The sequence below is a fragment of the Nocardiopsis dassonvillei subsp. dassonvillei DSM 43111 genome, from assembly GCF_000092985.1.
Taxonomy (GTDB): Bacteria; Actinomycetota; Actinomycetes; order Streptosporangiales; family Streptosporangiaceae; genus Nocardiopsis; species Nocardiopsis dassonvillei.
Genome location: NC_014210.1, coordinates 1,671,793 through 1,687,589 on the forward strand (window position 1 = coordinate 1,671,793; position 15,797 = coordinate 1,687,589).

Below are 15,797 nucleotides of genomic sequence, written 5' to 3' on the forward strand. Positions count from 1 at the left end.
CTTCTGGGCTCCTCGGAGCGGGGATGCATACGCATGCGCCTAACCCGTGCCGGGTGCTCCAAACGCGGGCGTGTCGCGCCTCACGCCGCGGAAGCGCTGGTCGTCGCGCCGCGACGCGCGCGGCGCGCACGCGCGGGCCCCGCCGCGGACGGTCGCGGGTCCGCGGCGGGGCCGGTGGGGTGGCAGAGGACGTTGGTGCGGAAGGGGACAGCCGGGCGGTAGGGACGTCAGCGCGCGGAGGCGTACCCCCGCGCGCCCTCGTGGAGTGCGAGGTCCTGACCCACCCGCTCAGCGCGGGGGTACACCTCGCGGCGGGTGCCGATGTCGGCCAGGTCCGCCACCCGCCCAGCGCGCGGGGGCACCTGTCCACCGCCCTGGCCAGGAACGGGCGGACCACCCGCTCAGCGCGCGCGGGGAGCGTACCGGTCGATCTCGGCCAGCTCCCCGGCGTCGAACTCCAGGTCGGCCACCGCGGCCACGTTGTCCTCCAGCTGCTCGACGCTGCTCGCGCCGATCACCGCCGAGGTCACCCGGCCGCCGCGCAGCACCCAGGCCAGCGCCATCTGCGCCAGCGACTGCCCGCGCCGCCGGGCGATCCCGTCGAGCCCGCGCACCCGCTCCAGCACCTCCTCGGTGATGCCCTCGGCGTTCAGGAAGGGGCTGCTCCCGGCCGCCCGCGAACCCTCCGGCACACCGTGGAGGTAGCGGTCGGTCAGCAGCCCCTGTGCCAGCGGGGAGTAGGCGATGGAGCCCGCGCCGACCTCGTCGAGCACGTCGAGCAGCCCGTCCTCCACCCACCGGTTGAACATCGAGTAGGAGGGCTGGTGGATGAGCATCGGCGTGCCCAGGTCGCGCAGGATCGCCGCGGCCTCGCGCGTCTGCTCGGGGGAGTAGTTGGACACGCCCGCGTACAGGGCCTTGCCCTGGCGCACGGCCGTGTCCAGCGCGCCCATGGACTCCTCCAGCGGGGTGTCGGGGTCGGGCCGGTGGTGGTAGAACACGTCCACGTACTCCAGGCCCATGCGCTCCAGGCTCTGGTCCAGGCTGGACAGCAGGTACTTGCGCGAGCCCCACTCGCCGTAGGGGCCGGGCCACATCAGGTACCCGGCCTTTGTCGAGACCACGATCTCGTCGCGGTAGCGGCGCAGGTCCCGGGTCATGACCCGCCCGAAGTTCTCCTCCGCGGAGCCGGGCGGGGGGCCGTAGTTGTTGGCCAGGTCGAAGTGGGTCACGCCCAGGTCGAACGCGCGCAGCAGGACGGCTCTCTGGTCCTCGATACCGCGCTCGTGGCCGAAGTTGTGCCACAGCCCCAGGGACAGGGCGGGCAGCCGCAGGCCGCTGCGGCCGCACCGCCGGTAGGGCATCGTCTCGTACCGCTCGGGGGCGGCGACGTAGGTCATGGCATCTCTCCCTCGTGTGGCTGTGCGCCGGGTCCCCGCGCGCGGGCGGGCGGACCGGCGTGCGGAGAGTACAGCGCGCGGGACAGGCGCACCAACAGCGCCCCCGCGTCGGCGGTTCGGGGCATCCGGAACCGTGCCGGCCACGGCCGCCCCGTCGCTCCCGCCCGTGCCGAGGAGTCCCGCCGCCGGGGGGCCGGAACCCGTCCCCGCCACGGCCACCTGCGGTTTCGTGCGGGGGCTCACGGGTAGCCCGTACGCCTGTCACCCCGGTTCCGTACAGACAGAAGAGGGAGTGAACGTCGATGCATCACGAGACCCAGCCCCCGATCGAGGGCTACGAGGGCCTTCCGCTGGGGACGCTCCAGCACCGTGTCCGCTCGCTCGACGCCGACCAGATGCGCCAGCTCATCCACTACGAGTCCGAACACGCCAACCGGATCAACGTCCTGGAGATCCTGGAGCACCGCCTGACGGAGCTGGAGCAGGGCGCCGAACCCTCCGGGGGCTCGCAGGACTTCCAGCCCGAGCGCCCGGGGCCGCCCGCCGGCGGCTCACCGGTGAGCGAGGACACCGCAGCTCCCGCGTTCAGCCCGCCGCCGCAGGGCGTCCCCAACCAGCCCGCCAAGCCCAAGGGCGACTACCGGCCCGGCGGCCAGTGAGGCGGTCCCCGGCCCCGCCGGGACACGGGGGCGCGGAACACCGCTCCCGTGTTCGCGGCGGTGTCCGCGGTCCCCGCCGCCGCTGACGGGAACCCGGCCCGGGGACGCGGACCGGAGCGCGGCCACCGGTCGTTTTCGCTCCGCCGCCTCGGGTAGCCGTACACCCACATCCCCCTGGAACGCTCTTCTCCGACGCACAGGGAGTGACATGGCGCTGGCATTCACCGCGGGCCCGGCCCGCGGCCACGGCGGACGGGGCGGCCGGTGATCCGCGGCAGGGCGCCCCTGGTCCTGGCCGGTGCGGGCTGGGCGGCGTCCCGAATCCGGGACAGGCGTGACCGGTGGGACGAACCCGAACCGCGGCGGCGCCGCCGACGCGGCGGGACGGTCCCCTGGATGGTGGCGGGTGCCGCCCTGGGCCTGGGAGCCGCGGCGCTGGCCGGTCCGCGACGGCCCGCCCTGCTGGACGGCAGGGTCGCGCTCATCACCGGCGGCTCCCGCGGGCTCGGACTCCAGCTGGCCCGCGAGTTCGGCCGGCGCGGCGCGTCCGTCGTGATCTGCGCCCGCGACCAGGACGAACTCGACCGTGCGGTGGCCGACCTGGAGCAGCGGGGCGTGCGGGCGCGCGGCGTCCGGTGCGACGTCCGCGACCCCGAGTGCGCCCAGGAGCTGGTCGAGGAGGCCACCGCGGCCTTCGGCCACCTGGACTTCGTCGTCAACAACGCGGGCATCATCCAGGTGGGGCCGCAGGAGACGCTCTCGGAGAGCCACTTCCGCGACGCCATGGAGACCATGTTCTGGGCGCCGCTGCGCATCTCCCGGGCCGCCATCGGCCCGCTGGAGCGCACCCGCGGCTCCCTGGTCACCATCACCTCCATCGGCGGCCACCTGAGCGTGCCGCACCTGCTGCCCTACTCCTGCGCCAAGTTCGCCGAGGTCGGCCTCTCCGAGGGACTGGGAGCCGAGGTCGCCCGCCGTGGCGTGCGGACCACCACGGTGGTCCCGGGGCTGATGCGCACCGGTTCCCACAAGGCCGCCGTCTTCTCCGGAGACCCCGAACACGAGTACACCTGGTTCTCCCTGGGCGCCGGGCTGCCCCTGGTCTCGGTGAGCGGGGAGCGCGCGGCGCGCCGGATCGTGGAGGCGGCCGCGCGGGGGCGCAGCTACCTGGTGCTCACGCCACTGGCCCGGGCGGCCATCGTCGCGCGGGGGCTGTGCCCCTCCTTCGTCCAGGGCGCCATGCGCGTCATGGACCGGGTCCTGCCGGATCCGGGCGGATCCGTGGAGCGCAGGCCCGGGCGCGAGGCGGACGACACCGTGGTCAACCGGGTGCTGAAGCTGCCCACGGCGCTCAACGAGCGCGCGAGCAGGCGCCTCAACCAGAGGGACGACGAGGGCGGCGGCACCTCCGGGGACCGGGGGCCGGACGCCGACGGACCGGAAGGGTCCGGGCCGGGACCGGGCGGGCCCGGCCGCTGACCGGAGGCCGCCGCGGTGAACGGCGACCGGCGACCGCGAATCGGGGGAGCACGACGTGACGCGTTTCGGATACTTTCTCGCCAGCGAGGAGCACGGGCCCCGGGAACTGGTCCGCCAGGCGCGGGCCGCAGAGGAGGCCGGGTTCGACTCCCTGTGGATCTCCGACCACTACCACCCCTGGCTGGACGCGCAGGGGCAGAGCCCCTTCGTGTGGTCGGTGGTCGGCGCCATCGGGCAGGTGACGTCCCTGCCGGTCACCACGGCGGTGACCTGCCCCACCACGCGTGTGCACCCGGCGGTGGTCGCGCAGGCCGCGGCGACCGCCGCGTCGATGGTCCGGGGCGGGTTCACCCTGGGCGTGGGCACCGGCGAGGCGCTCAACGAGCACATCCTCGGCCAGCCCTGGCCGCCCGCGGCCCGGCGCCTGGAGATGCTGGAGGAGGCCATGGAGGTGATGCGCAAGCTGTGGACCGGCAAGCTCGTCACCCACCGGGGCCGCCACTACGAGGTGGACACCGCGCGCCTGTACACGCTGCCGGAGGAGCCGCCGGGGATCTACATGTCGGCGTTCGGCCCCAAGGCCACGGGGCTGGCGGCCAGGGAGGCCGACGGCCTGATCCAGGTGGCACCCAGCGACGAGACGGTCGAGAACTTCCGCGCCTGGGGCGGCGACGGCAAACCCGTCCAGGGCGGGCTCAAGGTCTGCTGGGCGCCGAGCGAGGCCGAGGCCCGGCGGGTGGCGCACGAGCGCTGGCCCAACGAGGCGCTGGCGGGGGAGGCGCCCCAACTGCTGCCGCTGCCCCGACACTTCGAACAGCTCACCCAGGGGCTGGTCACGGAGGACATGGTGGCGGAGGAGATCGCCTGCGGACCCGACCCGGAGGTGCACGTGGCGGCGATCCGCCCGTACCTGGAGGCCGGTGTGGACGAGGTCTACGTCTGCCAGGTGGGCGACGACCAGGACGGCTTCTTCGCGTTCTACGCGGAGGAGGTTCTGCCCCGGCTGCGGGCCGGGGCCTGACGAGCGGTGCGGCGCGCGGGCGGCAGAGTCCGCGGGCCGCGCCCGTGAGGAGGACAGATGCACACCCGTACCCGTGACGGCACCCTGCGCGAACCGGGGCCGATGCCGCCGGATCCGTTCCCTCCGACCCCGATGCCGCCTCCCTCCCCGCCCGAGCCCGTGCCCGAGCCGGAACCGCCCGGCCCGGGACCGCTCCCCGAACCGCCGGGACCGGAGCCCCAGCCCGAACCCGCCTGAGACACCCGCCGGACCTTCGCGCGGGTGGGACCGCGGGGCGCGCACCGCTGGTGACCCGCGCGCCCCGCGGTCCGCCGTGCGCGGGGAGGCTCCGTCCGGCCCGCGTGTCGCCGGACGGGGCCGCTGAGCGGGGGGAGCGCCGACCGGACGCCCGGCGCGGGCGTGCACGAAAGTGAATCCGTCGCGTCAGGGGGATTGTCCCGTGCGTGACGATCGGCCTAGGTTGCACGGGAAAGACTCCTTCCGGTTCGGACCGCCCGCCCGGGCGGCACCGGGCCGCCACCTGCTGGAGGAACCACAGTGGCGCAACCCCCCGCCCCCGCCCGACGGCGTCCCGCCCCCGTCCGCGCCGCCCTCGCCGGCGCGCTCCTGCTCGCACCCCTCGCGCTCGTCGCCGCGCAGGGCACGGCCGCGGCCGCCCCCGCCTCCTCGGCGGCCGAGGCGCCGGTCCGGGCCGCCGCCAGCCCCGTCGAGACCCACGGCCAGCTGCGGGTCTGCGGCCTCAAACTCTGCGACGAGAGCGGAGAGACTGTCCAGCTCACCGGGATGAGCTCCCACGGCCTGCAGTGGTACAGCGACTGCCTCACCGACGGCTCCCTGGACGCGCTCGCCCACGACTGGAACGCCGACGTCCTGCGCGTGTCCATGTACATCCAGGAGGGCGGCTACGAGACCGACCCGCGCGGCTTCACCGACCGGGTCCACGAACTGATCGAGGAGGGCACCGCACGCGGCATGTACGTCATCGTCGACTGGCACATGCTCACGCCCGGCGACCCGAACCACAACACCGACATGGCGCGCACCTTCTTCTCCGAGATCGCCTCCGTCCACGCCGGCAAGGACAACGTCCTGTACGAGATCGCCAACGAGCCCCACGGGGTCTCCTGGGACGCGATCCGCGGCTACGCGGAGGAGATCATCCCGGTCGTGCGCGCCGAGGACCCCGAGGCCGTCGTGCTCGTCGGCACCCGCGGCTGGTCCTCCCTCGGCCTGTCCGAGGGCTCCGACCACACCGAGATCACCGCCGACCCGGTGGACGCCGACAACATCATGTACGTCTTCCACTTCTACGCCGCCACGCACGGCGACTTCCACCGGGAGGGCCTGCGGGCCGCGGCGCGGGACCTGCCGCTGTTCGTCACCGAGTTCGGCACCCAGGAGGCCACCGGCGACGGGCCCAACGACTTCGCATCGGCCCAGGCCTACCTCGACCTCCTGGCCGAGGAGCAGATCAGCTGGGTGAACTGGAACTTCTCCGACGACTTCCGCTCCGGCGCGGTGTTCGAGACGGGCACCTGCGCCGCCGACGGCCCCTGGACCGGAACCGAGTCGCTCAAGCCCGCGGGGGAGTGGATCCGCGACCGCATCCGCGAGAGCGGGGTCGTCCCGACCGACCCCACCGATCCCACCGACCCGGACGCGTGCGAGACCCCGGCCTGGTCCTCGGGAGAGGTGTACACCGGCGGCGACCAGGTCAGCCACGGCGGGCGCCTGTACCGGGCCCAGTGGTGGACACGGGGGGAGGAGCCCGGGACCACGGGTGAGTGGGGCGTCTGGCGGGACCTCGGCGCCTGCTGACCGACCCGGGCCAGGCGGTCGGGCCCGGGCCCTGAAGCGGAGGCCCTACCAGCCCGGCCGGGGCCGCGGCCACCCGCCCACGGTCGGGGCCGCGGTCCCGGCACCGGGGGCCCGGCCCATTCACGGAGGACACGGGGTGCCGCCCACGCCGAGCGCGGGCGGCACCCCGTCGTCTCCGGGGGAAGCCCTCACCGGAACCCGGTCGCGGGCGGATCCGCTCCCCGGGGTCGTCGTCCGGTTTCGCGGAGCCCGCTCCGTCCTGCCCCGCCGGGCGCGGCGGTCCGTCCCTCAGTACGACTGCACGGTGGAGATGCGCAGCTCACCCTGCTCGTCCACGTCCACCAGGACGTGGTCGCCCGCCACGAGCTGCTGGTCCAGCACCATGCGCGAGAGCCTGTTGCCGACGTTGCGCTGGATGGTGCGCGCCAGCGGCCGGGCGCCGTAGGCGGGCTGGTAGCCGCGCTCGGACAGCCACCCCACCGCCTCGTCGGTGAACCGCACGGTGATGTCCTGCGCCTTGAGCCGCTCCTCGGTGCGCTCCAGCAGCAGCCGGGTGATCCGGCCCAGCTGCTCCTCGCCGAGCTGCTTGAAGACGATGACCTCGTCGATGCGGTTGATGAACTCGGGGCGGAACTCCTCGCGCAGCCGCCGCATCACCCGCTGCTCGGTGTCGGGGTCCATCTGGCCGTCGGCGGTGAAGCCCATCGGCGCGCCGCCGGTGATCGCCTCCGACCCCAGGTTGCTGGTCATGATGACCACCGTGTTGCGAAAGTCCACGGTCCGCCCCTGCCCGTCGGTCAGGCGGCCGTCGTCCAGCAGCTGGAGCAGCAGGTTGAACACGTCCGGGTGGGCCTTCTCCACCTCGTCCAGCAGCAGCACCGAGTACGGGTGGCGGCGCACCGCCTCGGTGAGCTGGCCCGCCTCCTCGTAGCCCACGAACCCCGGGGGCGCCCCGGTCAGGCGGCTGGCGGTGTGCCTTTCCTGGAACTCGCTCATGTCGATGCGGACCATGGAGTCCTCCGACCCGAACAGGGCCTCGGCCAGCGCCCGCGCCAGCTCGGTCTTGCCCACACCGGTCGGGCCCAGGAACAGGAAGCTGCCCACCGGCCGGTCGGGGTCGCCCAGACCGGCCCGCGAGCGGCGGATCGCCTCCGAGACGGCCGTGACCGCCTCGTCCTGGCCGATCACCCGCTCGTGCAGCACCTCCTCCAGGTTGACCAGCCGGTCCCGCTCCTCCTGGGTCAGCTGGGAGACCGGGATGCCGGTGCTGCGGGAGACCACCTCGGCGATGTCGGCGCTGGTCACCTCGGGGACCGACGAACCGGTTCCGCGCGCCTGGTGGATCGAGCTCCTGGCGGCGGCGATCTCGTCGCGCAGCGCCGAGGCGCGCTCGTAGTCCTCCTGCTGGACCGCCTTCTCCTTCGCCTCCTCCAGGTTCTTGAGCCTGCCCTCCAGCTCGCGCAGCCCGGAGCTGGAGGACTTCAGGCGCAGGCGCACCCGCGCGCCCGCCTGGTCGATGAGGTCGATGGCCTTGTCGGGCAGGAAGCGGTCGGTGACGTAGCGGTCCGACAGCTCGGCCGCCGCCACCAGGCTCTCGTCGGCGAACCGCACCTGGTGGTGGGCCTCGTAGCGGTCGCGCAGCCCGCGCAGGATCTCGACGGTGTCCTCCACCGACGGCTCGGGCACCTGGATCGGCTGGAAGCGGCGCTCCAGGGCCGCGTCCTTCTCGATGTTCTTGCGGTACTCGTCTACGGTCGTCGCGCCGATGATGTGCAGTTCGCCGCGGGCCAGCGCGGGCTTGAGCATGTTCCCGGCGTTCATGGACCCCTCGGCGGCACCGGCGCCGACGATGGTGTGGATCTCGTCGATGAAGACGAGCAGCTGGTCGGACTGGGCGCGGATCTCGTCCACGATGGCGTTCAGGCGCTCCTCGAAGTCGCCCCGGTAGCGCGTGCCCGCCACCACCCCGGCCAGGTCGAGCTGGACCAGGCGGCGTCCGAGCAGGGTCTCGGGGACGTCCTCGTCGAAGATGCGCTGGGCGATGCCCTCCACGATCGCGGTCTTGCCCACGCCCGGGTCGCCGATGAGCACCGGGTTGTTCTTGCGCCGCCGGGCGAGCACCTCGATGCACTGCTCGACCTCGTCGTCGCGGCCGACCACCGGGTCCAGGCGGCCCTCGCGGGCCAGCCCGGTCATGTCGGTGCCGTACTCGTCCAGGGTCGGGGTGGCGGAGGGCTCGCCCTCGCCGTGGTCGGCGGCGGGAGGCGCCCCGGCGGCCTTCTGGAGCGACTGCGGGGTGATCCCCGAGCTGCGCAGGAGCTGGCCGACGGCGCTGTCGGTGTTGACCGCCAGCGCGAAGAGCAGGTGCTCGGGGGTGATGCTGGAGCTGCCCGTGGCGCGGGCGATCTGGAGGGCGTCGAGGAGGGCGCGCTTGGCGACGGGGGTGAGCCGGGCGGACCCGCGCACCGACCTCGGGGTCTGCGACACCGCCTGGTCGATCACGTCGATGACCGGCTGGGCGTCGGAGCCGCTGTTCTGCACCATCTCCCGTGTGGGCGGGTAGCGCAGCAGGGCCCACAGCAGGTGGACCGCGTCGACGTCGGCGCTGCCGGCCTCCAGGGCGCGGCGCACCGCGGCGTCGGCCACCTGCTGGGCCTCGGGGCTCATCAGCTTGGACAGGTCCACGCGGCGGACCGGTCCCCGGGCCCCCAGGAAGCGCGCCAGGAACTCGTCGAAGGAACCCGGGTCGCTGCCGCGGTCGTCGGGAAGGTCGTGTGTCATGGCGTCTTCGTCCCCCGTGCGTGCGGTAGTGGCTTGATCACTCTAGGTGAGTATCCGGAGTTTGTTCGGTAGCGGTCGTCGGCGTGGGGACCGAACGCGCGGGGGCGGCCGGTCCGTCCTCCCGCCGCGCCGGACGTTCCCGCCGAGGGCCGCGCCGGGCCGGGTCGTCCTCCGTCCCGGCCCGCTACCCGACCCGGCGCGGGGATAACACCCGGCGAGGGGACGCGGGAGGCCCGTCACATCCGGTGAGCGGTCCGCCCCGGCCGACCGCACGTCGGTCCCGGCACGGGGCCGTTCGGTGCGACTGGACGCGGGCCCCGGCACGTGTGCGCGCCGGGGCCGCGCACGGGCTCCGGCGTGCACACCTGCTGTCCTGCGGTCAGTCGGGGCGGTGCCGCCACAGCCGTACCGACACCACGACGATCGTGCAGGCCAGCGCCACCGCGCCGACCACGGAGACGGTCTGGAGCGCGGTGCCCAGTGCCGTCTCGGCGGCCCCGCGCAGCGCGGCCCCCACCGCGCCGCCCAGGTCACCGGCGACGGCCGCGGCGGCGCCGACGCCCTCACCGGCGGTCTCGGCCGCGTCCGAGGGGACACCGGCGGGCACGGAACCCTCCAGGACGCCCCGGTACACCGCGAGCCCCAGCCCGCCCAGCAGCGCCAGGCTCAGCGTCTGCCCCATGCCCGAGGCCACGTCCACCACCGCCGAGGCCGTCCCCGTCCGCTCCCGCGGCGCGGCGGACAGCGCCAGCTGGCTGCCCAGCGTCATCGCCGGGCCGCCGCCGAGGGAGAGCAGGACGGTACCGGTGACCAGCCCCCACAGGGACCCGGGACCGGCGGACGCCGCCATGGACACCAGCCCGACGAGGGCGACGGGCATCGACAGCGCCAGCACCTGCCCCGCGGTCGCCCACCGCAGCAGCAGCGGGGTGAGCATGGTGCCCGCCAGGCCCGCCACGGCGGGAAGGACCAGCAGCAGGCCCACCAGGCCCGGCGGCACCTCCAGGGCGGACTGGAGGAACTGCACGAGGAACAGGTTCGGGCCGCCCGCGACCAGCAGCATCAGCAGGGTCAGGGACACCGCCGCCCCGAAGCCCCGAGCGGAGAACAGCCCCGGGGGCAGCAGCGGGTCGTCCAGCCGCCGCTGGCGGCGCCAGAACAGCCAGCCCAGCGCCAGGCCCCCGGCCACGGCGGCCAGCAGCGGCGGCTCCGGCCCCCGCGACACGGCCTCCTGGAGGCCGAACACGACCAGGACCAGGGCGGCCGTGGACAGCAGGACGCTCGCGGGGTCCAGCCGCCCCGCACCGGGGTCGCGGAACTCCGGCAGCAGGAACGGCAGGGTCACCAGCGCGAACAGGGCCACGGGCACGTTCACCAGGAACACCGACCCCCACCAGAGGAACTCCAGCAACAGGCCGCCCAGCGGCGGACCCAGCGCCATCCCCACCGAGAACGCGCTCAGGTACAGCGCCACGGCGGTGGCGAACTGCCGGGAGTCGGGGAACATCTGCCGCAGCAGCGCCAGCGCGGACGGCGAGATCACCGCCACGGACGCGCCCAGCACGGCGCGGGCCGCGATGAGCGTCACGGGGTCGGGGGCGAAGGCTGCCGCCGCCGAGGCGGCCGCGTACACGGCCAGGCCGGTCAGGAGCAGCAGGCGCCGCCCCACCCGGTCGCCCAGGCGGCCCATGGTCAGCACCAGCCCGGCGCCCAGCAGCTCGCCCACGTGCAGGATCCACAGCGACTGGGCGGCCGAGGGCAGCAGGTCGGCGCCGATCCGGGGCAGCGCCAGGTAGAGCACCGACACGTCGTTGGCCATCATGAACACGGGCAGGGTCAGGATCGTCAGTCCGAGCCACTCGCGCCACGTCGCGCGGCGGTGCGGGGCCTGGATGGTCATCGGTTCTCCGTGGGTCGTCGGGCGGCTCGGAGGGGTCGGCCGCGGGTCATGGGGTTGTCCGCCCCCGGCGGCGGGGGAGCGGCCGCTCGGGCCGGGGGCTGCGGGACGGGTGTCAGGCCGGGTAGGGGACGGCCGCGCGGTGGGAGCGCAGCGCCCGCGCCCACCAGGTGAGCTCGTCGAGCATGCGCGCGGCGGCCTCCTCAGCGGCCTCGGGCTCGGAGGGCCAGCCGCCTTCGGCGTCGAACCGGTCCCAGAAGTCGGCGAAGGACACCGAGTCGCGCACCGTGACGGCGCGCAGCTCGGCGAAGACCTGGCGCAGCTGCTCCACCGCGCGCAGGCCGCCGGAGACGCCGCCGTAGGACACGAAGCCGACCGGCTTGGCCCGCCACTCGTCGACGAACCAGTCGATGGCGGTCTTGAGCGGGGCCGGGAAGCTGTGGTTGTACTCGGGGGTGACGACGACGAACGCGTCGGCGGCGGCCAGGCGCGGCGCCAGCGCCGCCACGGCGGCCGGGGGCTCGCCCTCCGTCAGGCGTTCGGGCAGGCGGGTCCCGGCCAGGTCGACCGGGTCCACCGCGACACCGCCGTGCCCGCGGGCCCGCTCCCGGAACCACGCGGCGGCGGTCGGACCGAAGCGGCCCTCCCGGGTGCTGGCGACGATGACGCACACGCGGACGGGCGCGTCACCGGACGCGGCGGCGGAGGCCCTGGCGGTGGTGTCGGTGGACACGGGGATCACTCTCCCTCGGGGGCGGTGTGTCGTCGGCGCCCACGCTCGCCGCCCCCGCACTCGGTCCGGCCCCGGTCCGCACTCGGTCCGGCCCCGGTCCGCACTCGGTCCGGCCCCGGGCGGCCCCGGTCAAGGCGCTCGCGCATGCGGCGCGTGTCCGACCGGGGGCCTCGCGTTCGGTCCGCACCGGGCCGGGGGTCTCCGCACCGGGCCGGGATTCGCGCGCCCGGCCCGCACCGGGTCGGCGTCCCCGCCCTCGGCTACGGTGAGGCCATGCGCTTCGGTGTCCTGGGTCCCGTCCGCGCGTTCACGGACGGCGGCCGGGCCGTGCCGATCCCCGAACGCAAGGCCCGCGTCCTGCTGGCGGCCCTGCTCGCCCACCGGGGCTGGCCGGTGTCGGCGGACCGGCTCGTGGAGTGGCTGTGGGCGGACGGGCCCCGGCCCGGCAGCCCCGAACGCGCCCTGCAACGCAAGGTGTGGGCCCTGCGCCGGGCGCTGGAGGAGGCCGAACCCGGCGCCCGCGACCTGGTCCGCCACCGCCCGCCCGGCTACCTCCTCGACGTGCCTCCCGCCTCCGTGGACGCCGAGCGCTTCCACCTGCTGGCGGACGCGGCCCAGGACGCCGCCGGTCCCCGCGAACGGGCCCGGCTGCTCACCGAGGCCCTGGAACTGTGGCGGGGCCCCGCCTACGCCGACGTGGCCGACGAGGAGTTCGCCCGGCCGACGGCCGCCCGGCTGGAGGAGCGCCGCCTGGGCGCGCTGGAGGAACACGCCCTCACCCGGCTCGACCTGGGCGAGCACCGCGGGGTGACCGGTCCGCTGGGCGCCCTCGTGGCCGAGCACCCCCTGCGCGAGCGGCTGGTGGCCGCGTACATGCGCGCCCTGTACGAGGGCGGACGCCAGGCCGAGGCACTGGCCGCGCACACGGCCCTGGCCGGGCGCCTGCGGGAGGAGCTGGGGGTGGACCCCGGCCCCGAGGTGGCCGAGCTGCACGGCCGCATCCTGCGGCACCAGCCGACCTCACCGGTTTCCGGGGGCGTCTCCGAGTCCGGAACACCGGCGGAAATCGTGCCCGCGACGGCACGCGCCTCCCGAGTTCCGACGGAACCCGCGCCGCGCGCGGGGGCCGTCCGCGCGACGCCGGGAGCGCCTGTGCCGGGGCCGGGAGGCGCCGCCGTGGCACCCGGGGATCCGTTCCCGCAGGCAGGGAGCTTCCACGGGACGCCGGAGGAGCCCTTTTCCGCGCCGGGGACCGCGTCCGGACCGCCGGGGGAGCCGGTGCCGCAGGTGGAGGGCGTCCACGGGGCGCCGGAGGCACCTGCCTCCGGTACGGGGAACACGCCCGGAACGGACTCGAACGTTCCTCCCCGGGCGGGGGACGCCCGTGGAACACCGGAGGCGCCCGCTCCCGGACCGGGGACCCCGCCCGGAACCCGGGCCGCGCCCTCCGCCGGCGCCACCCCGGCGCACGCGCTCACCGGCCGCGCCTTCCCGCCCCTGCCGCTCACCGCGCTCGTGGGCCGCGGGGAGGAGCAGCGGCGGGTGGCACGGCTGCTGGCGGAGGTCCGCCTGGTCACCCTCACCGGGATCGGCGGGGTCGGCAAGACCCGCCTGGCCCTCGCGATCGCGCACGAGCTCGCCCCCGGCTTCGGCGGCGGGGCGCACATGGTCGAGTTCGCGGCCCAGCGGGCCGCGCCGGGCTCCCCCGCGTCCGAACCGGACCCGGTCACGGCCCTGGCCCGGGCACTCGGGGTCCGCGACGGCGGCGGGACGGACCCCCTGCGCCACGTGCTGGGCGCGCTGGAGGGCAGGCACGCCCTGCTCGTCCTGGACAACTGCGAGCACCTCGCGGGCGAGGTCGCCGACCTGGTCTCGGCCCTGCTCGGCCGCCTGCCGGACCTGCGCGTCCTGACCACCAGCCGCGAACCCCTCGGCGTGCCCGGAGAGGTCCTGTTCGGCGTCGAACCCCTGCCCGTGCCCTCCGCCGACACACCGGCCGACCGCGTCGGCGACTCCGGCGCGGTGCGCCTGTTCGCCGAACGCGCCGCCGCCTCCGCCCCCGGGTTCGCCCTGACCCCGGACAACGCCGCCGACGTCGCCCTGCTGTGCCGCCGCCTCGACGGCATCCCCCTGGCCCTGGAGCTGGCCGCCACCCGCGTGCGCGCCCTCGGCGTCACCGGTGTGCTCTCGCGCCTGGACGACCGCTTCCGGCTGCTGGCCACCGCCCGCCGCCACCTGCCCCCGCGCCAGCGCACCCTGCGCGCCATGGTCGACTGGAGCTGGGAACTGCTCGACGAGCGCGAGCGCGTCCTGCTGCGCCGCCTCGCCGTGTTCACCGGCGGGTGCGCCCCCGAGGACGCCGAGGCCGTCTGCTCGGGCGGGGGCATCGACGCCGCCGACGTCGTGGACCTGCTCACGAGCCTGGTCGACCGCTCCCTCGTCGCGGCCGTGGACGACCCCCTCACCGGCCGCCGCCACCGGCTCCTGGAGTCCGTCGCCGACTACGCCTGCCAGCGCCTGTCCGAGGCCGGTGAGGCGCACGTCCTGCGCGGGCGCCACCTGGACCACTACACCGCCCTCGCCCGCCGGTACGCGGGACGGATACTGGGCCCCTCCCAGGGGGAGGCGCTCCGGCGCCTGGACGCGGAGGCGTCCAACCTGCGCGCGGCCCTGGACGAGGCGGTGGTGCGCGGAGCCGGAGGGCACGCCGCACGCCTCGTCAACTCCCTGGGCTGGTACTGGTACATGCGCGGCCGCTACCGGGAGGGCCGCAGCCTGACCCGGCGCGTCCGCGACGCGGTGCGCGGGTCCGCCTCCACGGAGGCGGCCATGGCCGGGGCGACCGCCGCGGTGTTCGAGATCCTGGCCGGGGACGGGGGTGACCACACCGCCCCGGCCCGCACCGCGCTCGGGGCCTTCGACGGCCTGCCCGGGGCGTCCGGCGACGCCGTGCTCGAACGCGCCCGCGCCGCCTGGATGCTCGGGTTCGTGCTGTACAGCCGGGGGGACCGGGCCGTCAGCGAGGACCTGGTCACCCGGGCGCTGGCCGTCTTCCGCGAGCGCGACGACCGCTGGGGGCTGGCCGCCGCCCTGACCGCACGGGCCTCGCACGCCCTGGGACGCGGGGACCTGGACGCGGCGGGCGTCCGCGGGCGTGAGGCGCTGGAACTCTTCCGCGGACTCGGGGACCGCTGGGGCCAGCTGAACGCCCTGACCGTCCTGGCGACGCCGGCCGAGGTCACCGGCCGCCTCGCCGACGCGGCCCGCTTCCGCCGGGAGGCCCTGGGCATGGCCGAGGAGCTGGAGCTGTGGTCCGAGGCCGCCGGGGCCACGGCCGGGCTGGGCCGGATCGCCCTGCTGGAGGGGGACCTCGACCGCGCCGACGAACTCCACCGCAGGGCGCTGGACCTGGTGCGGGGGCAGGGGGACGTGCCGGGGGAGCAGTACGCCCGGCTCGGTCTGGGGCTCAGCGCGCGGCGCCGGGGAAGACTGGAGGAGGCCGAGCGGTACGTGCGCCCGATCGCGGAGTGGTCGGCCCGGGTGGGCTGGCTGCCGGGCGCCGCCCTGGCCCTGGCCGAACTGGGCTTCTCGGCGGAACTGCGGGGCGACGCGGCCGAGGCGCTGCGCCTGCACCGGGAGGGGCTGGCCGCGGCCCGCCTCAGCGGCGACCCGCGCGCGCTGGCGCTGGCGCTGGAGGGCGTGGCCGCCGCGCACACGCTCACCGGCCGCCACGGCGAGGCCGCCGGGCTCCTGGGCGCCGCCGAGGCCCTGCGCGAGGGCGCGGGCGCGCCGGCGCCCGCCGCTGAACGGGGCGACGTGGACCGCGCGACGGCGCGCGCACGGGCGGCCCTGGGCGAGGCGGAGTTCGCGCGGGCGTTCGCCTGGGGGCGGACGCGCCCGCCCGCGGACCTCGCGGACCTCCTCGACGGCGGGGAGCAGCGCCCCGACCCGGCCTGAGGGCACGAACACGCGTGCGGCGGGGAGGACCCGAGGGCCGGTTCCCGTGCCC

At 75.8% G+C, this 15,797-nt stretch carries 11 protein-coding genes; 6 read left to right on the forward strand and 5 right to left on the reverse strand.

Annotated features, from left to right (window positions below; all coding sequences use genetic code 11):
* Positions 1-227: 227 nt before the first annotated feature.
* Complete coding sequence (locus NDAS_RS29535; protein ID WP_255418239.1) at positions 228-362, reverse strand: hypothetical protein; 135 nt, start codon at positions 360-362, stop codon at positions 228-230.
* Positions 363-401: 39 nt separating this feature from the next.
* The gene (mgrA, locus tag NDAS_RS06775; protein ID WP_013152402.1) at positions 402-1,400 is read right to left on the reverse strand and encodes an L-glyceraldehyde 3-phosphate reductase; all 999 of its coding nucleotides are present in this window, start codon (positions 1,398-1,400) and stop codon (positions 402-404) included.
* 302 nt (positions 1,401-1,702) lie between these two features.
* Here mgrA and NDAS_RS06780 point away from each other — a divergent pair, with 302 nt between their 5' ends.
* The 5 genes from NDAS_RS06780 to NDAS_RS06800 all read left to right on the forward strand — a co-directional run bounded on the left by NDAS_RS06780 (position 1,703) and on the right by NDAS_RS06800 (position 6,377).
* Positions 1,703-2,059 carry a hypothetical protein gene (locus tag NDAS_RS06780; protein WP_013152403.1) on the forward strand — a complete coding sequence of 119 codons (357 nt, stop codon included), beginning with the start codon at positions 1,703-1,705 and terminating at the stop codon, positions 2,057-2,059.
* 264 nt (positions 2,060-2,323) lie between these two features.
* The gene (locus tag NDAS_RS06785; RefSeq protein ID WP_049800292.1) at positions 2,324-3,538 is read left to right on the forward strand and encodes an SDR family NAD(P)-dependent oxidoreductase; all 1,215 of its coding nucleotides are present in this window, start codon (positions 2,324-2,326) and stop codon (positions 3,536-3,538) included.
* Positions 3,539-3,593: 55 nt separating this feature from the next.
* The gene (locus NDAS_RS06790; protein ID WP_013152405.1) at positions 3,594-4,559 is read left to right on the forward strand and encodes a TIGR03557 family F420-dependent LLM class oxidoreductase; all 966 of its coding nucleotides are present in this window, start codon (positions 3,594-3,596) and stop codon (positions 4,557-4,559) included.
* 57 nt (positions 4,560-4,616) lie between these two features.
* Entirely contained in the window at positions 4,617-4,796 is a 180-nt protein-coding gene (locus tag NDAS_RS06795) for a hypothetical protein (RefSeq protein WP_013152406.1), read from the forward strand.
* Between the two features lie 300 nt (positions 4,797-5,096).
* Positions 5,097-6,377 carry a cellulase family glycosylhydrolase gene (locus tag NDAS_RS06800; protein WP_013152407.1) on the forward strand — a complete coding sequence of 427 codons (1,281 nt, stop codon included), beginning with the start codon at positions 5,097-5,099 and terminating at the stop codon, positions 6,375-6,377.
* A 288-nt stretch (positions 6,378-6,665) separates the two neighbouring features.
* Here NDAS_RS06800 and NDAS_RS06805 read toward each other — a convergent pair whose 3' ends face one another.
* From NDAS_RS06805 to NDAS_RS06815, 3 genes are all read right to left on the reverse strand, one after another.
* Positions 6,666-9,158 (reverse strand): ATP-dependent Clp protease ATP-binding subunit, encoded by a 2,493-nt coding sequence (locus NDAS_RS06805; protein ID WP_013152408.1) that lies wholly within the window; start codon positions 9,156-9,158, stop codon positions 6,666-6,668.
* 379 nt (positions 9,159-9,537) lie between these two features.
* The gene (locus NDAS_RS06810; RefSeq protein ID WP_013152409.1) at positions 9,538-11,058 is read right to left on the reverse strand and encodes an MFS transporter; all 1,521 of its coding nucleotides are present in this window, start codon (positions 11,056-11,058) and stop codon (positions 9,538-9,540) included.
* A 112-nt stretch (positions 11,059-11,170) separates the two neighbouring features.
* On the reverse strand, positions 11,171-11,788 hold the full coding sequence (locus NDAS_RS06815) for an NADPH-dependent FMN reductase (RefSeq protein ID WP_013152410.1): 618 nt from the start codon (positions 11,786-11,788) through the stop codon (positions 11,171-11,173).
* A gap of 273 nt (positions 11,789-12,061) precedes the next feature.
* Here NDAS_RS06815 and NDAS_RS06820 point away from each other — a divergent pair, with 273 nt between their 5' ends.
* Positions 12,062-15,745: an AfsR/SARP family transcriptional regulator gene (locus NDAS_RS06820; protein ID WP_013152411.1), complete on the forward strand. Its 3,684-nt coding sequence runs from the start codon at positions 12,062-12,064 to the stop codon at positions 15,743-15,745.
* Positions 15,746-15,797 lie beyond the last annotated feature (52 nt).

Excerpts from the sequence above, each read along its gene's own strand:
- mgrA (WP_013152402.1), bottom strand. The coding sequence starts at position 1,400 with ATGACCTACGTCGCCGCCCCCGAGCGGTACGAGACGATGCCCTACCGG.
- NDAS_RS06780 (WP_013152403.1), top strand. The coding sequence starts at position 1,703 with ATGCATCACGAGACCCAGCCCCCGATCGAGGGCTACGAGGGCCTTCCG.
- NDAS_RS06795 (WP_013152406.1), top strand. The coding sequence starts at position 4,617 with ATGCACACCCGTACCCGTGACGGCACCCTGCGCGAACCGGGGCCGATG.
- NDAS_RS06805 (WP_013152408.1), bottom strand. The coding sequence starts at position 9,158 with ATGACACACGACCTTCCCGACGACCGCGGCAGCGACCCGGGTTCCTTC.
- NDAS_RS06810 (WP_013152409.1), bottom strand. The coding sequence starts at position 11,058 with ATGACCATCCAGGCCCCGCACCGCCGCGCGACGTGGCGCGAGTGGCTC.
- NDAS_RS06820 (WP_013152411.1), top strand. The coding sequence starts at position 12,062 with ATGCGCTTCGGTGTCCTGGGTCCCGTCCGCGCGTTCACGGACGGCGGC.